The following is a 14899-nucleotide window of genomic DNA, read 5'->3' as shown; positions in this document are numbered from 1 at the left end:
CCGCGCGATCAGGACTTGAATTGCTGCAGGTAGAGTTGCTCGACCTTGGCCCGCGCCCAAGGGGTCTTGCGCAGAAAGGTCAGGCTCGACTTGATGCTCGGCTCATGCTTGAAACAGCCCACATCGACCTGACGGGCCAGTCCCTCCCAACCGATGCGTTCGACCAGAGCGGTAAGTATCGCCTGCAGGGTCAGGCCGTGAAGCGGGTCATTGCTGGTCATGTATGCATCCGTCGAAAAAGGTGAGCATATCTTAGAGCCGTAAACGAAAAAAAGGCGATGACTGCCGAGCAGTCACCGCCTTTTTTGGTCAAGCCGACAGGGTTACACCGACTTGTATTCGCTCTCGGCCTTGTCGAAACGATTGAGCATCGACTGGCTGGGTGCCTGACCGATACGGCTGAAGATCACGATGGCCAGGGTGGCGAGGATGAAGCCAGGAATGATCTCGTACAGGCCCAGACCGATCCAGTTCTTCCATACGATCACGGTGGCCGCACCAACCAGCATGCCGGCCAGCGCGCCGTTGCGGGTCATCCCCTTCCACAGCAGGGACAGGATGACCACCGGACCGAAAGCGGCGCCGAAACCGGCCCAGGCGTAAGACACCAGGCCAAGTACGCGATTGTCCGGATTGGCCGCCAGGGCGATGGCGATGAGTGCGACCAGCAGCACCATGGCGCGGCCGACCCAGACCAGCTCGGTCTGCGAAGCACCCTTGCGCAGGAAGGCCTTGTAGAAGTCCTCGGTCAGCGCACTGGAGCACACCAGCAGTTGGCAGCTCAGGGTGCTCATCACCGCGGCCAGGATGGCCGACAGCAGAATACCGGCGATCCAGGGGTTGAACAGCAGCTTGGCCAGTTCGATGAACACACGCTCCGGGTTCTCGCCGACCGGGCCGGCGACTTCCGGATGAGCCGAAAAGTAGGCGATGCCGAAGAAGCCCACGGCCACCGCGCCGGCCAGGGTCAGAATCATCCAGGTCATGGAGATGCGGCGAGCCGCCGGGATCGACTTGACCGAATCGGCAGCCATGAAGCGCGCCAGAATGTGCGGCTGGCCGAAATAACCCAGGCCCCACGCCATCAGCGAGATCACGCCGATGAAGGTAGCGCCCTTGAGCATATCGAAGTTGGTGGCATCGACCGCTTCGATGGCAGCCATGGCCGGATCGAAACCGCCGGTGGCGGTCATCACCACGACCGGAGTCAGAATCAGCGCGAAGATCATCAACGTGGCCTGCACGGTGTCGGTCCAGCTCACAGCCAGGAAGCCACCGATGAAGGTATAGGCGATGGTCGCAGCGGCGCCGGCCCACAGCGCGGTCTCATAGGACATGCCGAAGGTGCTCTCGAACAGACGGGCACCGGCCACCACGCCGGACGCGCAGTAGATGGTGAAGAACACCAGGATCACCAAGGCCGAGAAGATGCGCAGGATGCGGCTGTTGTCTTCGAAGCGATTGGTGAAGTAGTCAGGCAGGGTCAGGGCGTTGCCATTGTGCTCGGTCTGCACGCGCAGGCGGCCGGCGACGAACAACCAGTTGAGGTAGGCACCAGCCACCAGACCGATGGCAATCCAGCTTTCGGAGATGCCGGCGACGAAGATTGCGCCCGGCAGGCCCATCAGCAGCCAGCCACTCATGTCGGAAGCACCGGCGGACAGCGCGGTAACGAAGCTACCGAGGCTACGGCCACCGAGAATGTAGTCGGAAAGGTTCTTGGTGCGCAGATAGGCGATCAAGCCGATCAGCACCATGGCTGCGATGTACACCACGAAGGTGACGAGCATTGGAGTACTAGCTGTCATTTTTGGGGGGCTCCCCTCTCGTTTGTTGTTCTCGGGCACCGTGCCCAGCTTGGCAAAGTGCACCCGTGTTTGCGGATGCGGGGCTCCGGTTTCTCTTTCTCGTCACGCCGATGCCTGGCGAGCACGATCAGGGACAGATACCGGTGCAATGAAACCTTCACCACTTCGTCATCGCATCGGCATGTGCGTGAGCACCTTCCCTGACCTCCCTGGCTTGCGCCTGCGGCCACCGAATCGCGTTACCACCCTACTTCCATTGCAGGAACCGCGGTGATCGGTCCAGCCCAGCAACGCTGGCCTGAGCAATCGGCGCAGACAAAAAGGTCGTAACGAAAGTGAAGGGCGGAATTTAGTGGCAGAGGTGAACGGGCTTCTTGCTGAAAGCTCTGGAGTTTTTACAGAAATCTCCGACACAGGGAACTTCCGGCAAACAACCGTTTCGGCTCGCGGTCGGTAATCTGATCGTTCGATCAGGCTTCGCCAGACTGGCGAAAAGGCAGATAGCTGCGCGCCTGCTCAGCATAGCCTCGCACGCCAGAGCGCTCCTGCTCGAGAAACTCGACGACCGCGGCATGCAGCCCCGGGTGGCAGAGATAATGCCATGAACGAGTAATCACCGGCTCGAAACCGCGGATCAGTTTGTGCTCACCCTGGGCCCCGGCGTCGAAGCGTCCAAGACCTTCGGCGATGGCCAATTCCATACCCTGATAGAAGCAGGTTTCGAAATGCAGGCGGTCGAACTCGGCCAGGCAGCCCCAGTAGCGACCGTAAAAGGTATCGCCATCGACCAGGCTGAAGGCCATGGCCAGCGGCCGCCCATGCTGCCGGGCGAATACCACGCGGATCATTTCCGGCATGCGCTCGGCCAGCAGGCTGAAGAACTCCCGCGTCAGGTAGGGCGCCTGGCCGCGCACATGGTAGGTATTGGCGTAGCAGTGGTAGACGAAATCCCAGTCCACCTCGCTCAACTCGTGGCCAGGGTGCCAGGAGAATTCGATGCCCTGCCCCGCGACCTGTTCTCGTTCCTTGCGCATCTGCTTGCGTTTGCGTGAGCTGAGCGCATCGAGAAAATCCTGAAAGTCCCGATAACCGCGGTTGTGCCAGTGAAACTGACAACCAAGGCGCTCCAACCAGCCCTGCCGCTGCGCCATCACGGCATCGCAGGCCGGACTGGTGAAATTGATATGCAGGCTGGACAGGCCCTCCCCGCTCAATTCAGCTGCCAGCGTGTCGAGCAGCTTGGCAGCCGCCGCGGCATCACCAAGCAAACGTGCCCCACTCACCGGAGAGAACGGCACGGCGCCCAGCAGCTTGGGGTAATAGGCAATACCCGCGCGGCGGCAGGCATCGGCCCAAGCGTGATCGAATACGTATTCTCCGTAGGAGTGCTGCTTCACATAAGCCGGCAATGCCGCCTGCACCTGTCCCTGCTCATCGCACCAGAGTCGGTGCGAAGGCAGCCAGCCAGTGCGGTCGCCGACGCTGCCGCTGTCTTCCAGTGCGCTGAGAAAGGCATGACGCAAGAATGGTTGCGCCTGCACCAGCAGAGCGTCCCAGACGTCTGCCTGCAATGAATGAAGCGAGTCGATGATGGTGACGGGCATGAACTGAATCCCAGAAGCCAGACTGCAATATATCTCTAACACGGCCTCAGCAAGATGACTGCCGGTTTATCAACCATCAACCCAACGGAGTCATCATGCGTAAATCCCTGCTCGCCCTCGGCATCGCTATCGGCCTCGCGGCCCCCTGCTCGTTCGCCGCCCCGGGCATCGTCCATCCCTTCCATGCCGCACAGCCCAAGGACGCGCCGAACGAAGTACACATGGCGGTGGAAATTCCCGCCGGCAGTATCACCAAATACGAGATAAACGAGGAGGGCTTGGTCTTCGTCGACCGCTTCCAGTCGATGCCGGTAGCCTACCCTGCCAACTACGGTTCGCTGCCACGCACCTTGGGTGGCGACAATGACCCGCTCGATGCGCTGGTACTTACCCGCGAAGCGCTGCACCCGGGGGTTCTGATCAAGTTCCGCCCTGTCGCAGTGCTGAGAATGATCGACAGTGGCGAGGCGGATGAAAAGATCATCGGCGTCCCCAGCAGCGATGTCGACCCGACCTACGACAAGATTCGCGATGTCGAGGATCTGCCGCTGATCGAGCGCCAACGTATCGAGGCATTCTTCCGCGTCTACAAGCAACTCCCGGAAGGCCGCAAAAAGGTCGAGTTGGGGGGTTATGGCAACGCCGCCGAGGCCCGCAAGCTGATTGAAGAGGCCATGCAGCGTTTCCAGAAGCAGCCTTGACTGTTACTCGCTTCAGGCCCCGAACCACCGGGGCCTCCTGATCAACAGCATATCCAGCGAAACGGGGCAGCCCCTTCAGACTTCCGGGCACAGCCATCAGGCAGAAAAAAACCCCGCACAAGGCGGGGTTCAAAAGGAGCTATCAGGTATAACTTAGAACGCGTACTGAGCACGGAATACCATGCCGTCGCCGTCGTCGTCGCCATTGGCGTTGGTGGAGTTGTCGACCTTGGCCTTGACGTAGACACCGCTGATCTTGACGGCGTCGTTGACGTACCAGTTGACACCCAGGTTGTGAACCTTGGCTTCGATGTCGCTGATAGCGGCGCGAGCACCGTTGTCGTCGTCTACCGACAGATTGTCATAGCGGTAGAACAGCTCCCAGGCACCAACTTGCTTGTTGTTGGGCTTGATGCTGTCGAACTTGCCGAGTTTGTAGCCACGCGCTTCACCGGTCAGGGTGTAAGCCACTTGAGCGTAGTAACCCTTACCTTTGATATCGTCGAAGGCAGCGCTATCAGCTTCCATGTCGCGCTTGATGTATTCGCCCTGAACCGAGAACGGACCCATAGCGAACGCGGCCTCGACACCGAAGGCGCTGTCGTTATCGTAGGAACCAGCCGGCGAGACGTTGATGCCCCCCAGAACCAGGCGGTTACCGTTGGTACCGGCATCGTTACCACCAGCGGTGCTCACGCCACGCATGCCCAGACGGCTGCGGATACGACCGTCGAAAGCGGTATCGGAAAGATCACGTCGGGCATAGTTCACGCCCAGGTGCAGGACATTGCCGGCTTCGTGCATCGGAGCGAAAACGCCACGTACGTTGAACTGCTTGGTGTTCTCACCGTCGACGTCGTTCTGGTCCTTGGCGCTCAAGCCAAAGGAGCCGTACAGGGAATCACCCGCGGTGCCGGAAACCTGGATGCCCAGGCCGTTCTGGTGGGCGTTGGCCCAATCGACCAGATCATAGGCAGCGGTACGCTCCTGAGCGGTAACCCACTTGGAGCTGGTAGCTTTTTCCAAACCAAACTCGGGGTCGAAGCGACCTACCTTGATGGAAACCGGCGCGAAACCGTTATAGGCGATGGAAGCTTCGTCGAAGTAGCCATCATCGGAGCTGCCGGCGTTGTGAGAGAAATCGTAGCTGAAGGTGTAAGCCCAATCCTTGTAGACATAGCCCGACAGCTCCAGGAAGGCGCGGCGGAAGTAGGCAGCGTCGGCGTTATCACCGTTGACGGTGTAGATGCCGTCGAAAGTGCTGTAATCCGCCTGCAGACGGCCACCGATTTTGAAACCGAACTGCTTGTCAGTAGTACCGACTTCCAGACCACCTTTGGTCTTGATCACGATATCGGCGCCGTCAGTGGTGACGGTACCGGCGAAAGCCTGGGCGGAGACGGCCAGAGCCAGGGCGCTGGCTACGAAACCGGCGAAGTGCTTACGGATCATCGAGAAATTCCCCTGTTGGACTTTTAGTGTTGAAAACACCCGAGCTGGGCTCGTTCGTGCTGGGGGAATCTTGGCGAGGGGTTATTTCAGCGCAGTTGCTGATATATAAAGATTTGATGACAGCGGAACTTTTTACTTCTACTGCTTATAAGCCATTCAGGAGGAATGTAGCCGAGGCCCCAGCAGGACGACCGCTGCACCTGCCAGGCACAGTGCAGCACCCAGCCAGTCGCTGAGCATCGGTCGGGTCTTTTCGATCAGTGCCAGCCAGGCCAGCGAAGCGACGATGTATACGCCACCGTAGGCGGCATAGGCGCGCCCGGCAAAGGAGGCCTCGACCCGGGTGAGGATCAGGGCGAAGAGCGCGAGACTCAGCAGCCCAGGCGCTATCCACCAGGCGCTGCGATCCAGCCGCAACCACATCCAGAACGCGTAACAGCCAGCGATCTCGAACAGCGCCGCCAGCAGAAACCACAGGTAGCTGAGCATCACGGCTGCCTAAACACGCAGGGCACCCTCTCGCTCCCAGGCGCAGCGCACACGCAGCGCGCCTTCCTGCGGGCTGTGAAAGCCGTTATCGGATTCCCAGCGAAAGGTATGCATGCCATTGAGTTCGGTTTCCAGATGAACCACGGCACTGGCCCAGTAAAGGCGCTTGAGTAGCGCCTCGAATGCTTCGATCCACAGGTTCCATTCATACTCCACTGCGCCGTAGCTGGCACCGAAGTGGATGACCTGGGTCTGGTAAAGCCCCGCCCCCGGCAACTCGCAGAACGAGAACATCTCGCGCCCAAGAAAGGGCCAGAGATCTCCCGACGGCAATTCGGCCAATACGCCACGGTTGGTTTCACGGCGCAGACGACGCAGCTCGGGATCATCCGAGGGCCAGTCGCGAATGCAGCCATAGACGATGGATTCGGATTCCACACCGGCACTCCTGAAAAAGCAGAAAGCCTTCTAACACAGCACACCCGGGCAAGAAAGGAACTGGTGCGAATTCCTCAACGCGTCTGCCGTCGGCTGCGCCCCAGCATCCAGGCCACCAGCGTCATTAGCAATGCCAACCCTGTCAGTACCGCGAACGGCAGGCGATAGCTGCCGGACAGGTCGCGCGCCAGGCCGGTCAGAATCGGCGTCAGGCAGCCGAGGCAGTACCCGGTGAAGAGCATCATCGCCGTCCAGCGGCTGACCGCCATCGGCGAGCCGGCTTCGTACAGCGGCAATACCAGCGACAGGGCGAAGGAGCCGCCCAGCGAAAAGCCCAGGATCAGCGCCCAGAGCTCCGGAACGAAACGCGGCATGAAGGTGACCAGCGCCAGACAACCGCAGGTAACCGCGCCGCAAGCCAGCAGCAGCGGGTAACGGGCGTTGTAGCGCTGCGCCAGCCAGGGCAGCAGGAAGGAGCTGGGCAGCCCCATCAGCATGGCCAGGCTGAGCAGCGAGTTACTGCGCAGCACACTCAGCCCGGCTTCGTGGTAGCGCGCCACGGCCCAGGTCGCGATGGCATAGAACAGCCCCGCCTGAATGGCGAAGAAGCAACTGATCAGCCAGGCGCGTGGCTGCCGCCAGGGCAGGCCGGCGCGCTCCTGCGCCTCGGCAGCGCCCACCTGATTGGGCAACCACAACCAGAGCATCACGCCGAGCAACGCTGGCGCGGCCCACACCGCCAGGCCCAGGTGCCAGGCATCGCCGAACAGTGCGGTGGCCGGCGCCGTGAGCACCGCACCGCCGGCACCGCCGATGGCCATGCCCAGGGAGTACCAGCCGACCACGCGCCCCATCTGGCTGGCGAAATGGCGTTTGATGAAGCCCGACAGCAAAGGGCCGGCTACGGCAATCGCGGCGCCCAGCGCAATGGCGCTACCGATCAGCACTGCACTCTGATGCGCGGCCAGACGCGCCAGCAGCGCCAGGCCGATCAGCCCGAGGCAGAGCACGATGGTGCGTTCGAGCCCCCAGCGCACGGCCAGGCGCGGCGCCAATGGCGCCAACAGCCCCATGCACAGTACCGGCAGGGCGGTGGTCAGGCTGATGAAACTGCGGCTCAGGGACAACTCCGCAGCGATGCGTTCGATCAAAGGCGCGAGGGAAGTGATGCCGGGGCGCAAATTGATCGCCGCCAGCACCAGGGCCACTAGTAGCAGGGCCCGAGGGACTGGTTTCACAGATATTCCATGGTCATGACGGCAGGCAGGCCGGGGCGGCCACCCTACCCCTGCAGGCCACGCCAGGCAAGCCTGCAGACATGAATAACTGACCTATCGGTCAGCTGGCGGATTTTGCCTTGCCGCGCATTTTCTCGGCCATGCTGGCCATCTCGTCGTACAGCGCCTGCGGGTTCTTCTGCTTGATCGCCCAGGCCATGCGGCCCATTTCGTGCGGCAGGATCATGAAGCTGCCCTTGGCCATTTCATCATGGATATAGTCGGCGATGTCCGCCGCGCTGATCGGCGAGCTTTCCAGCAATTTGCCCACCTGGGCCTTCATCGCCGGGGTCGGACCACGGAAGGAATCCAGCAGGTTGGTCTGGAAGAAGGACGGACAGACCACATGCACGCCGATCTCCAGTTGGCGCAGCTCCCCCAGCAGGCTTTCCGACAAGGCCACTACGCCGGCCTTGGCCACGTTGTAGTTGCTCATGCCCGGGCCCTGCATCAACGCGGCCATGGAGGCGATATTGACGATCTTGCCCTTGCTCTTTTCCAGCAGCGGCAGGAATGCCTTGCAGCCCTTGACCACCCCCATCAGATTGATCGAGATCTGCCAGTCCCAGTCCTCCAGCGACAGTTCGCTGAAAAAACCACCGGAGGCGACGCCGGCATTGTTGACGATGACATCGATACCGTCGAACTGCTCTTCACAGGCCTGCGCCAGGGCGGTCAGCTGGCTGTAGTCGCGCACGTCGCAGCGCCGGGTGAACCCGTCACCACCCGCCTCGCGCACCATTTTCAGGGTTTCTGCCAGGCCGGCTTCGTTGACATCGGCCAGTGCCAGGCGCCAGCCTTCGCGCGCCCAACGCAGGGCAATTTCGCGTCCCAGGCCGGAGCCCGCGCCAGTGATCATCATGCGGTTTTGCATAGCAGCCTGCCTTCAGTGTTTGGTTGCATTGGCGGCAGTGTAGCGAAGGAAATAAAGCGACCGAGCCTTCATCAGGCTTATGAATAGGCAAGGCAAATCATGCCCGTGCCACAGCGCGCCAACGCCAGATTAGCCAGGCATAGACGGTGAGATTGACCAGCACAACGATGGCGCCCAGCCAGAGTTGAATCTGCGGCGTGAGCCCGGCCGGGTAGATCAGCGGTATCAGGTAATGCTCGATGAAGCCGCCTTCGTAGCCCGCCTGCCCCGCCGCGCGGCGCAACTGATTTTCCCAGGGTGTCAGCGGGCACCCCAGGTGCAAACATTCCACCGCGATGCCCCAGGCCACCGCCGGCACGTGCAGCCAGAGCAACCGCGGCCAGCGCAGCAACAGCAAGCCGCCGAACAGTACAAACAGAATGAAGCCCAGATGTACCAGCACCAGTGCATCGGCAGCCGTGCGCCAAATCATTGATGTCCTTCCCGAACAAACATAGAAAAAAGCTTATATGAAAATAAAGTTAATTAGACATGCCTATCGAAGCCATGCAAACGCCACATTTCCCGAGCCGAACGAACAGGACTAGCCTTTCACGCAAGACGAAATGATTCTCAACGAGGTGCATCATGCTCAAGACCCTGACCTTCACTATCATGCACTTCTGCATTGCCTTCGGTGTCACTTACGTGCTGACCGGCAGCGTTGCAGCCAGCAGCCTGGTGGCGGCTATCGAGCCGCTGTGCAACTCGGTGGGTTTCTACTTCCACGAGAAGATCTGGCAGCGTTTCGAACGTAATCGTCAGCCTGCACCGGAGCGACCCAAGCACGCCTGGCTGCACCATCAGGCCTGACTGAACAGCCAGCGCCGCGGCCGATACGCCTGGCCACATAGCTCTGCTACTCAAGTTCCCCACGATAAGTCAGGATAGTCTGGCACTTTGCCCCTCTTGCTGCTGTCATAAGCCAGCTGTTCAATCCAGACGCTCTCTGATTCAAAGGGACTTAGCACATGCCCAGCCTTGCCCGTCTCGCCGCCTTGCTCGGCGGCCTGGTCTTCTGTGCCTCGGCGGGGGCCGCCGATGTGGATGCCGAAAGCTACGGCTATCCGCTGGCCAACCCGTTCGAGGCGACCATCGCGACCACGCCGCCCGAGCTGCGCCCGGAGCTGCCGGCTGATGGCGATATCAGGCAGCGCGACTACTCGGTACGCCTGCGTCCTGACCGCGAATTCGAATTGCTGGACAATTTCTGGCCAGTGACCAAGCTGCGCTACCGCCTGGCCGAACAGAAAGGCCGTGCGCCGCTGATCTTCATCATCGCCGGTACAGGCGCGCACTACGCAAACGGCACCAACGAATACCTGAAGAAGCTGTTCTACGGCGCCGGTTTCCATGTCGTGCAGCTGTCCTCGCCGACCAGCTACGACTTCATGGCTGCCGCCTCACGCTTCGCCACGCCTGGCTATAGTCCGGATGATGCCGACGACCTGTACCGCGTCATGCAGGCGGTGCGGGCGCAGCATCCAAGGCTGGAAGTCAGCGAATTCCTGCTCACCGGTTACAGCCTCGGCGCGCTGCATGCCGCCTTCGTCAGCCAGATCGACGAGACCCGCCGCGCCTTCGATTTCAAGCGCGTACTGCTGCTCAACCCGCCGGTCAACCTCTACACCTCCGTCAGCAACCTGGACAAGCTGGTGCAGACCAAGGTGCAGGGCATCGACAACAGCACCAACTTCTACGACCTGGTGCTGGGCAAGCTGACGCGTTACTTCAACGACAAGGGCTATCTGGATATCAACGAGGCGATGCTCTACGACTTCCAGCAATCCACCGAGCGCCTCTCGGACGAACAGATGGCCATGCTCATCGGCACCTCGTTCCGCTTCTCCTCCGCCGACATCGTCTTCACCTCGGACCTGCTCAACCGCCGCGGCCTGATCACCCCGCGCGATTATCGGATCACCGAGAGCACCAGCCTCACGCCCTTCTTCCAGATGGCTCTGCGTTGCGACTTCGATTGCTACATCGCCGAGCAACTGATGCCCATGTGGCGCGCGCGCTATGACGGCGGCAGCCTCAACCAGCTGATCGACAAGAGCAGCCTGTATGCACTGGAGGACTACCTCAGGGGCAGCGACAAGGTCGCGGTGATGCACAACGCCGATGACCTGATTCTCGGCCAGGGCGATATCGGCTTCCTGCGCCGCACCTTTGGCGACCGCCTGACCCTCTACCCGCGCGGCGGGCACTGCGGCAACCTCAACTATCGCGTCAATGCCGACGCCATGCTGGAGTTCTTCCGTGGTTAAGCACAGTACTCTGATCATCGCCCTGCTGCTGACCAGCGGGCAGGCACTGGCCGAGAACCAGGTCGACCCTGACGGCTTCACCAACCCGCTGCAGAACCTGCAGTTCAACCCGGGGCTGGATCAGCAGGAGTTCGAGCGCGCCTCCAGCGACGCCCTGCAGGTCTATGACCCGCTGGAGTCGTGGAACCGCCGCGTCTACCACTTCAACTACCGTTTCGATCAGTGGGTGTTCCTGCCGGTGGTCGACGGCTACCGCTATGTCACGCCCGACCTGGTGCAGACCGGCGTGCACAACTTTTTCAACAACCTTGGTGAAATCCCCACGCTGGCCAACAGCGTGCTGCAGCTCAAGGGCAAGCGGGCGATGAACACCACGGCGCGCTTGCTGTTCAACACCATTCTCGGTGTCGGTGGTATCTGGGACCCGGCGACGAAAATGGGCCTGCCAAGATTCAACGAAGACTTCGGCCAGACACTGGGCTACTACGGCGTGCCTGCCGGCCCCTATCTGATGCTGCCGCTGCTCGGCCCATCGAACCTGCGCGACACGGGCGGGCTGGTGGCCGACTTCAGCCTGGAGAACGCCGTCAACTACCTCGACGTAGCCGAGGTCGGGCGCAGCAACCCGGGTATCACCACCCTGAGAATCATCGATACCCGCGCCAACACGGGCTTTCGCTACGGCCAACTCAACTCGCCCTTCGAGTACGAGAAACTGCGCTACTTCTACACGGAGTCGCGCAAGCTGCGGATCGCCGACTGAGATGCGCCATGCATCGAATAATTCGATGCATGGCGCGAGAATTTTCCACCAAAACATCGATTCGATGCGTCTAGCATGGCGTCATTCCTCGCTATCAAGGAGCCCGTCATGACTTCACATCGCCGCGTCATCAGCATTCAGCCTGGCCAACCTGCCTCCGACGGCGCCGGCGTGCGCCTCAACCGCGTGATCGGCGGGCCAGGGCTGGAGCGTTTCGACCCTTTCCTGATGCTCGACGAGTTTTCCACCGACAACCCCGACGATTACATCGCCGGCTTCCCGCCGCATCCGCATCGCGGCTTCGAGACCATCACCTACATGCTCGAAGGGCGCATGCGTCATGAGGATCATCTGGGCAATGTCGGCCTGCTCGGCAGCGGCGGCGTGCAGTGGATGACCGCCGCGCGCGGCATCATCCACAGCGAGATGCCCGAGCAGGAGTCCGGCGCCATGCGCGGCTTCCAGCTCTGGCTCAACCTGCCGGCCAAGGACAAGCTGGGCGAAGCGGGTTACCGCGATATCCCCGCCACCGACATTCCACGCATCAATACGGCGTCCGGCGTCGAGGTGATGGTGATCGCCGGCGAGTTCGACGATGGCCAAATTCGTCAGGCCGGCGCCGTGCAGCGCCCGCATACCGAGCCGCAACTGTTCGACCTGCATCTGCCGGCAGGCAGCCAGGTGGCGCCGCGCCTGGCCGACGGTCAGCGGGTCATGCTCTATGTCTACGAAGGCCTGCTCGAACTGCCCGAGGTCGGTGCACAACCCGTCAGTGCCGGACGCCTGGTGCGACTGTCGGATCAAGGCGAACTGCACCTGGCCAGCAGTCATGGCGCGCGAGCGCTGCTGATCGCCGGTACCCCGCTGAACGAGCCCATCGTGCAGTACGGGCCGTTCGTGATGAACAGTCGCGAGGAAATCGAGCAGGCCCTGCGTGATTTTCGCGATGGCGTACTGGCCTGAGCTGAATCAGGCGTGCTGGACGACCTCGGTCAAGCCGAGAAAACGACAGAGGTCGGCCTTGCGCGTCATCGCATCCTGATACCCCAGCTCGATCAGCTCGCTGCAGTAACCGGGCTCGAACAGCAGATAGCTGAGCACGCCGGCACCACCGGCCTTGGTCGCTCCCGGACCACGCAGGAACAGACGCAGCGCCCTGGGCAACTCACGCTGATGGCGGGCGGCGATCTGATCCAGCGGCTGGCTCGGCGCGATCACCAGCACCTCCACCGGATTGAGCCCCAGGCCACGCGGACGGCGATCCGGTGGCACCAGCGCACTCATCTGATTGAGGCGCTCGAGCAGTTCGATATCCGTTTCCAGATTGTCGATAAAAGTGCTGTTGAGCATGTGTCCGCCGATCTGCGCCAGACTCGGCGGCCGCGTACTCGCCACGCGCGGCAGCGCGGCATTGGCTTCGAGCTGGGCATTGCCGCTCACGCCTATCACCAGCACGCGGCTGGCGCCCAGATGCAGCGCCGGGCTGATCGGCGCCGCCTGGCGCACCGCGCCGTCACCGAAGTATTCGCGGTTGATCTTCACCGGCGGGAAGATCAGCGGAATCGAGGCGCTGGCGAGCAGATGGTGAAGCTGCAGACGTGTCGGCACGCCCACACGGCGATGACGAAACCAGGGATCGATGGTGGCGCGGCCCTGGTAGAAGGTCACGGCCTGCCCGCTTTCGTAGCCGAAGGCCGTCACCGCGACAGCCCGTAGTTGACGATGTCGGACCGCCGCCGCGATGCCGGAAAAATCCAGCTCGCGCTCCAGCAGCTCGCGCAACGGCGAGCTGTCGAGCAGGGCCACCGGAACGTCACGGCCCAGGCCGAGCAAACTGTGCCCGATGAAACGCGCCGCCTGACGCAGCACGCCCGGCCAGTCGCTGCGGTACACCATGTGCGTGTGAAAACCCTGCCAGACCGAGGTCAGGCGCCGCACCGCCTCGCCGAACTGCAGCGCGCCACAGGCCAGGCCAACGGCATTGATCGCCCCGGCCGAGGTGCCGACTATCACCGGAAAGGGATTGTGCGAGGTGTCCGGCAACAGATCGGCGATGGCCGCCAGCACACCGACCTGATAGGCCGCCCGTGCCCCGCCACCAGAGAGGATCAGCCCGGTAACGGGCGCATCGGGGCGGGCAATCACTGTCATCGAATGGTCCTGTTTTTCGTTGCAGTATAGATGCGCTACTTGCGCTTACCGTACAGCTTCGGCTCCCCCTCGGGACGCGTCTTGAAACGCCGATGCGCCCACAGGTACTGCTCCGGGCAGGCGCTGACGACCCGCTCGATCCACTGGTTGATGCGCAGGCAATCGGCTTCTTCGCTCTCGCCGGGGAAGCCTTCGAGCGGCGCATGGATCACCAGACGATAACCGTTGCCGTCGGCCAGACGCTGCTGGGTGAAAGGCACCACGCGCGCCTTGCCCAGACGAGCGAACTTGGTGGTGGCGGTGACCGTCGCCGCCTGGATGCCGAACAAGGGCACGAAGATGCTCTGCTTGCGGCCATAGTCCTGGTCCGGCGCGTACCAGATGGCGCGACCGGCACGCAGCACCTTGAGCATGGCGCGAATGTCCTCACGCTCGATGGCGGTGGCGTCGAGGTTGTGGCGCTCGCGGCCACGTCGCTGGATGTAGTCGAACAACGGGTTGTCGTGCTCGCGGTACATGCCGTCGATGGTGTGCAACTGACCGAGCAGCGCCGCGCCGATCTCCAGGGTGGTGAAGTGCACCGCCATGAGGATCACGCCCTGCCCTTCGGCCTGCGCCTGCTGCAGATGTTCGAGGCCTTCGACATGCGCCAGCTTTGCCAGGCGCGCCTTGGGCCACCACCAGCTCATGGCCATCTCGAAGAAGGCGATGCCGGTGGAAGCGAAGTTCTCCTTGAGCAGACGCTCGCGCTCGGCAACGCTCTTGCCGGGGAAGCACAGCTCCAGATTGCGTGCGGCAATCTGCCGGCGCGAGCTCGCGCTGCGATACATCAGCCAGCCCAGCGCCCTCCCCAACTTCAATTGCAGGCTATAAGGCAGCTGCACCACCAGCCACAGCAGCCCGAACCCCAGCCACAGCGGCCAGAAGCGCGGATGAAGGAAATAGGCGCGAAAGCGGGGGCGATCCATGAGGCGTTTCCGATCACATACAAAGCCGCGCATTCTAACGCAGTTTTCCCGGCCACTCGGCGGCT

Annotated in this window: 16 protein-coding genes; 5 read left to right on the top strand and 11 right to left on the bottom strand. The window is 61.9% G+C overall.

What is annotated here, in order from left to right:
• Positions 1 to 8: 8 nt before the first annotated feature.
• The 3 genes from GYB81_RS02225 to GYB81_RS02215 form a co-directional block, all read right to left on the bottom strand.
• A complete protein-coding gene (locus tag GYB81_RS02225; protein WP_161864552.1) occupies positions 9 to 221 on the bottom strand; it encodes a VF530 family protein in 213 nt (70 codons plus the stop codon).
• A 102-nt stretch (positions 222 to 323) separates the two neighbouring features.
• The gene (putP, locus tag GYB81_RS02220) at positions 324 to 1808 is read right to left on the bottom strand and encodes a sodium/proline symporter PutP (RefSeq protein ID WP_161864553.1); all 1485 of its coding nucleotides are present in this window, start codon (positions 1806 to 1808) and stop codon (positions 324 to 326) included.
• Positions 1809 to 2278: 470 nt separating this feature from the next.
• Positions 2279 to 3412 (bottom strand): GNAT family N-acetyltransferase, encoded by a 1134-nt coding sequence (locus GYB81_RS02215; protein WP_161864554.1) that lies wholly within the window; start codon positions 3410 to 3412, stop codon positions 2279 to 2281.
• A 95-nt stretch (positions 3413 to 3507) separates the two neighbouring features.
• Between GYB81_RS02215 and GYB81_RS02210 the strand changes: the two genes are divergently transcribed.
• A complete protein-coding gene (locus GYB81_RS02210) occupies positions 3508 to 4113 on the top strand; it encodes an inorganic diphosphatase (protein WP_161864555.1) in 606 nt (201 codons plus the stop codon).
• Between the two features lie 153 nt (positions 4114 to 4266).
• Here GYB81_RS02210 and GYB81_RS02205 read toward each other — a convergent pair whose 3' ends face one another.
• The 6 genes from GYB81_RS02205 to GYB81_RS02180 form a co-directional block, all read right to left on the bottom strand.
• Positions 4267 to 5565: an OprO/OprP family phosphate-selective porin gene (locus tag GYB81_RS02205; protein ID WP_161864556.1), complete on the bottom strand. Its 1299-nt coding sequence runs from the start codon at positions 5563 to 5565 to the stop codon at positions 4267 to 4269.
• A 156-nt stretch (positions 5566 to 5721) separates the two neighbouring features.
• Positions 5722 to 6054, bottom strand: a complete 333-nt coding sequence (locus GYB81_RS02200) for a YnfA family protein (protein WP_161864557.1) — start codon at positions 6052 to 6054, stop codon at positions 5722 to 5724.
• Positions 6055 to 6063: 9 nt separating this feature from the next.
• Positions 6064 to 6492, bottom strand: a complete 429-nt coding sequence (locus GYB81_RS02195) for a hypothetical protein (RefSeq protein ID WP_161864558.1) — start codon at positions 6490 to 6492, stop codon at positions 6064 to 6066.
• Between the two features lie 74 nt (positions 6493 to 6566).
• Complete coding sequence (locus GYB81_RS02190; protein WP_161864559.1) at positions 6567 to 7730, bottom strand: MFS transporter; 1164 nt, start codon at positions 7728 to 7730, stop codon at positions 6567 to 6569.
• Positions 7731 to 7830: 100 nt separating this feature from the next.
• Positions 7831 to 8643, bottom strand: coding sequence for an SDR family oxidoreductase (locus GYB81_RS02185; protein ID WP_161864560.1), 813 nt, complete (start codon positions 8641 to 8643; stop codon positions 7831 to 7833).
• A gap of 97 nt (positions 8644 to 8740) precedes the next feature.
• Positions 8741 to 9115: a DUF2784 domain-containing protein gene (locus tag GYB81_RS02180; protein ID WP_161864561.1), complete on the bottom strand. Its 375-nt coding sequence runs from the start codon at positions 9113 to 9115 to the stop codon at positions 8741 to 8743.
• 155 nt (positions 9116 to 9270) lie between these two features.
• Between GYB81_RS02180 and GYB81_RS02175 the strand changes: the two genes are divergently transcribed.
• The 4 genes from GYB81_RS02175 to GYB81_RS02160 all read left to right on the top strand — a co-directional run bounded on the left by GYB81_RS02175 (position 9271) and on the right by GYB81_RS02160 (position 12678).
• Positions 9271 to 9495 (top strand): DUF2061 domain-containing protein, encoded by a 225-nt coding sequence (locus tag GYB81_RS02175; protein WP_024307236.1) that lies wholly within the window; start codon positions 9271 to 9273, stop codon positions 9493 to 9495.
• Positions 9496 to 9653: 158 nt separating this feature from the next.
• Positions 9654 to 10952, top strand: coding sequence for a serine/threonine protein kinase (locus GYB81_RS02170; RefSeq protein WP_161864562.1), 1299 nt, complete (start codon positions 9654 to 9656; stop codon positions 10950 to 10952).
• Complete coding sequence (locus tag GYB81_RS02165) at positions 10945 to 11715, top strand: MlaA family lipoprotein (protein ID WP_161864563.1); 771 nt, start codon at positions 10945 to 10947, stop codon at positions 11713 to 11715. The genes GYB81_RS02170 and GYB81_RS02165 overlap by 8 nt, the downstream gene beginning before the upstream one ends.
• A 108-nt stretch (positions 11716 to 11823) precedes the next feature.
• Entirely contained in the window at positions 11824 to 12678 is an 855-nt protein-coding gene (locus tag GYB81_RS02160; protein WP_161864564.1) for a pirin family protein, read from the top strand.
• A gap of 6 nt (positions 12679 to 12684) precedes the next feature.
• On the opposite strand, the gene GYB81_RS02155 is transcribed toward GYB81_RS02160, so the two are convergent.
• On the bottom strand, positions 12685 to 13866 hold the full coding sequence (locus tag GYB81_RS02155) for a patatin-like phospholipase family protein (protein ID WP_161864565.1): 1182 nt from the start codon (positions 13864 to 13866) through the stop codon (positions 12685 to 12687).
• 35 nt (positions 13867 to 13901) lie between these two features.
• On the bottom strand, positions 13902 to 14834 hold the full coding sequence (locus GYB81_RS02150; RefSeq protein ID WP_161864566.1) for a lipid A biosynthesis lauroyl acyltransferase: 933 nt from the start codon (positions 14832 to 14834) through the stop codon (positions 13902 to 13904).
• Between the last annotated feature and the right edge of the window lie 65 nt (positions 14835 to 14899).

The sequence above is a fragment of the Pseudomonas yangonensis genome (genome assembly GCF_009932725.1).
Taxonomy (GTDB): Bacteria; Pseudomonadota; Gammaproteobacteria; order Pseudomonadales; family Pseudomonadaceae; genus Aquipseudomonas; species Aquipseudomonas yangonensis.
Note: the sequence above shows the minus strand (reverse complement) of the source record. Positions and strands in the feature narration are given on the sequence as shown.

Coding starts and splice junctions, on each gene's coding strand:
- GYB81_RS02225 (WP_161864552.1), bottom strand. CDS start 221: ATGACCAGCAATGACCCGCTTCACGGCCTGACCCTGCAGGCGATACTT.
- putP (WP_161864553.1), bottom strand. CDS start 1,808: ATGACAGCTAGTACTCCAATGCTCGTCACCTTCGTGGTGTACATCGCA.
- GYB81_RS02215 (WP_161864554.1), bottom strand. CDS start 3,412: ATGCCCGTCACCATCATCGACTCGCTTCATTCATTGCAGGCAGACGTC.
- GYB81_RS02210 (WP_161864555.1), top strand. CDS start 3,508: ATGCGTAAATCCCTGCTCGCCCTCGGCATCGCTATCGGCCTCGCGGCC.
- GYB81_RS02205 (WP_161864556.1), bottom strand. CDS start 5,565: ATGATCCGTAAGCACTTCGCCGGTTTCGTAGCCAGCGCCCTGGCTCTG.
- GYB81_RS02200 (WP_161864557.1), bottom strand. CDS start 6,054: ATGCTCAGCTACCTGTGGTTTCTGCTGGCGGCGCTGTTCGAGATCGCT.
- GYB81_RS02185 (WP_161864560.1), bottom strand. CDS start 8,643: ATGCAAAACCGCATGATGATCACTGGCGCGGGCTCCGGCCTGGGACGC.
- GYB81_RS02180 (WP_161864561.1), bottom strand. CDS start 9,115: ATGATTTGGCGCACGGCTGCCGATGCACTGGTGCTGGTACATCTGGGC.
- GYB81_RS02175 (WP_024307236.1), top strand. CDS start 9,271: ATGCTCAAGACCCTGACCTTCACTATCATGCACTTCTGCATTGCCTTC.
- GYB81_RS02170 (WP_161864562.1), top strand. CDS start 9,654: ATGCCCAGCCTTGCCCGTCTCGCCGCCTTGCTCGGCGGCCTGGTCTTC.
- GYB81_RS02160 (WP_161864564.1), top strand. CDS start 11,824: ATGACTTCACATCGCCGCGTCATCAGCATTCAGCCTGGCCAACCTGCC.
- GYB81_RS02155 (WP_161864565.1), bottom strand. CDS start 13,866: ATGACAGTGATTGCCCGCCCCGATGCGCCCGTTACCGGGCTGATCCTC.
- GYB81_RS02150 (WP_161864566.1), bottom strand. CDS start 14,834: ATGGATCGCCCCCGCTTTCGCGCCTATTTCCTTCATCCGCGCTTCTGG.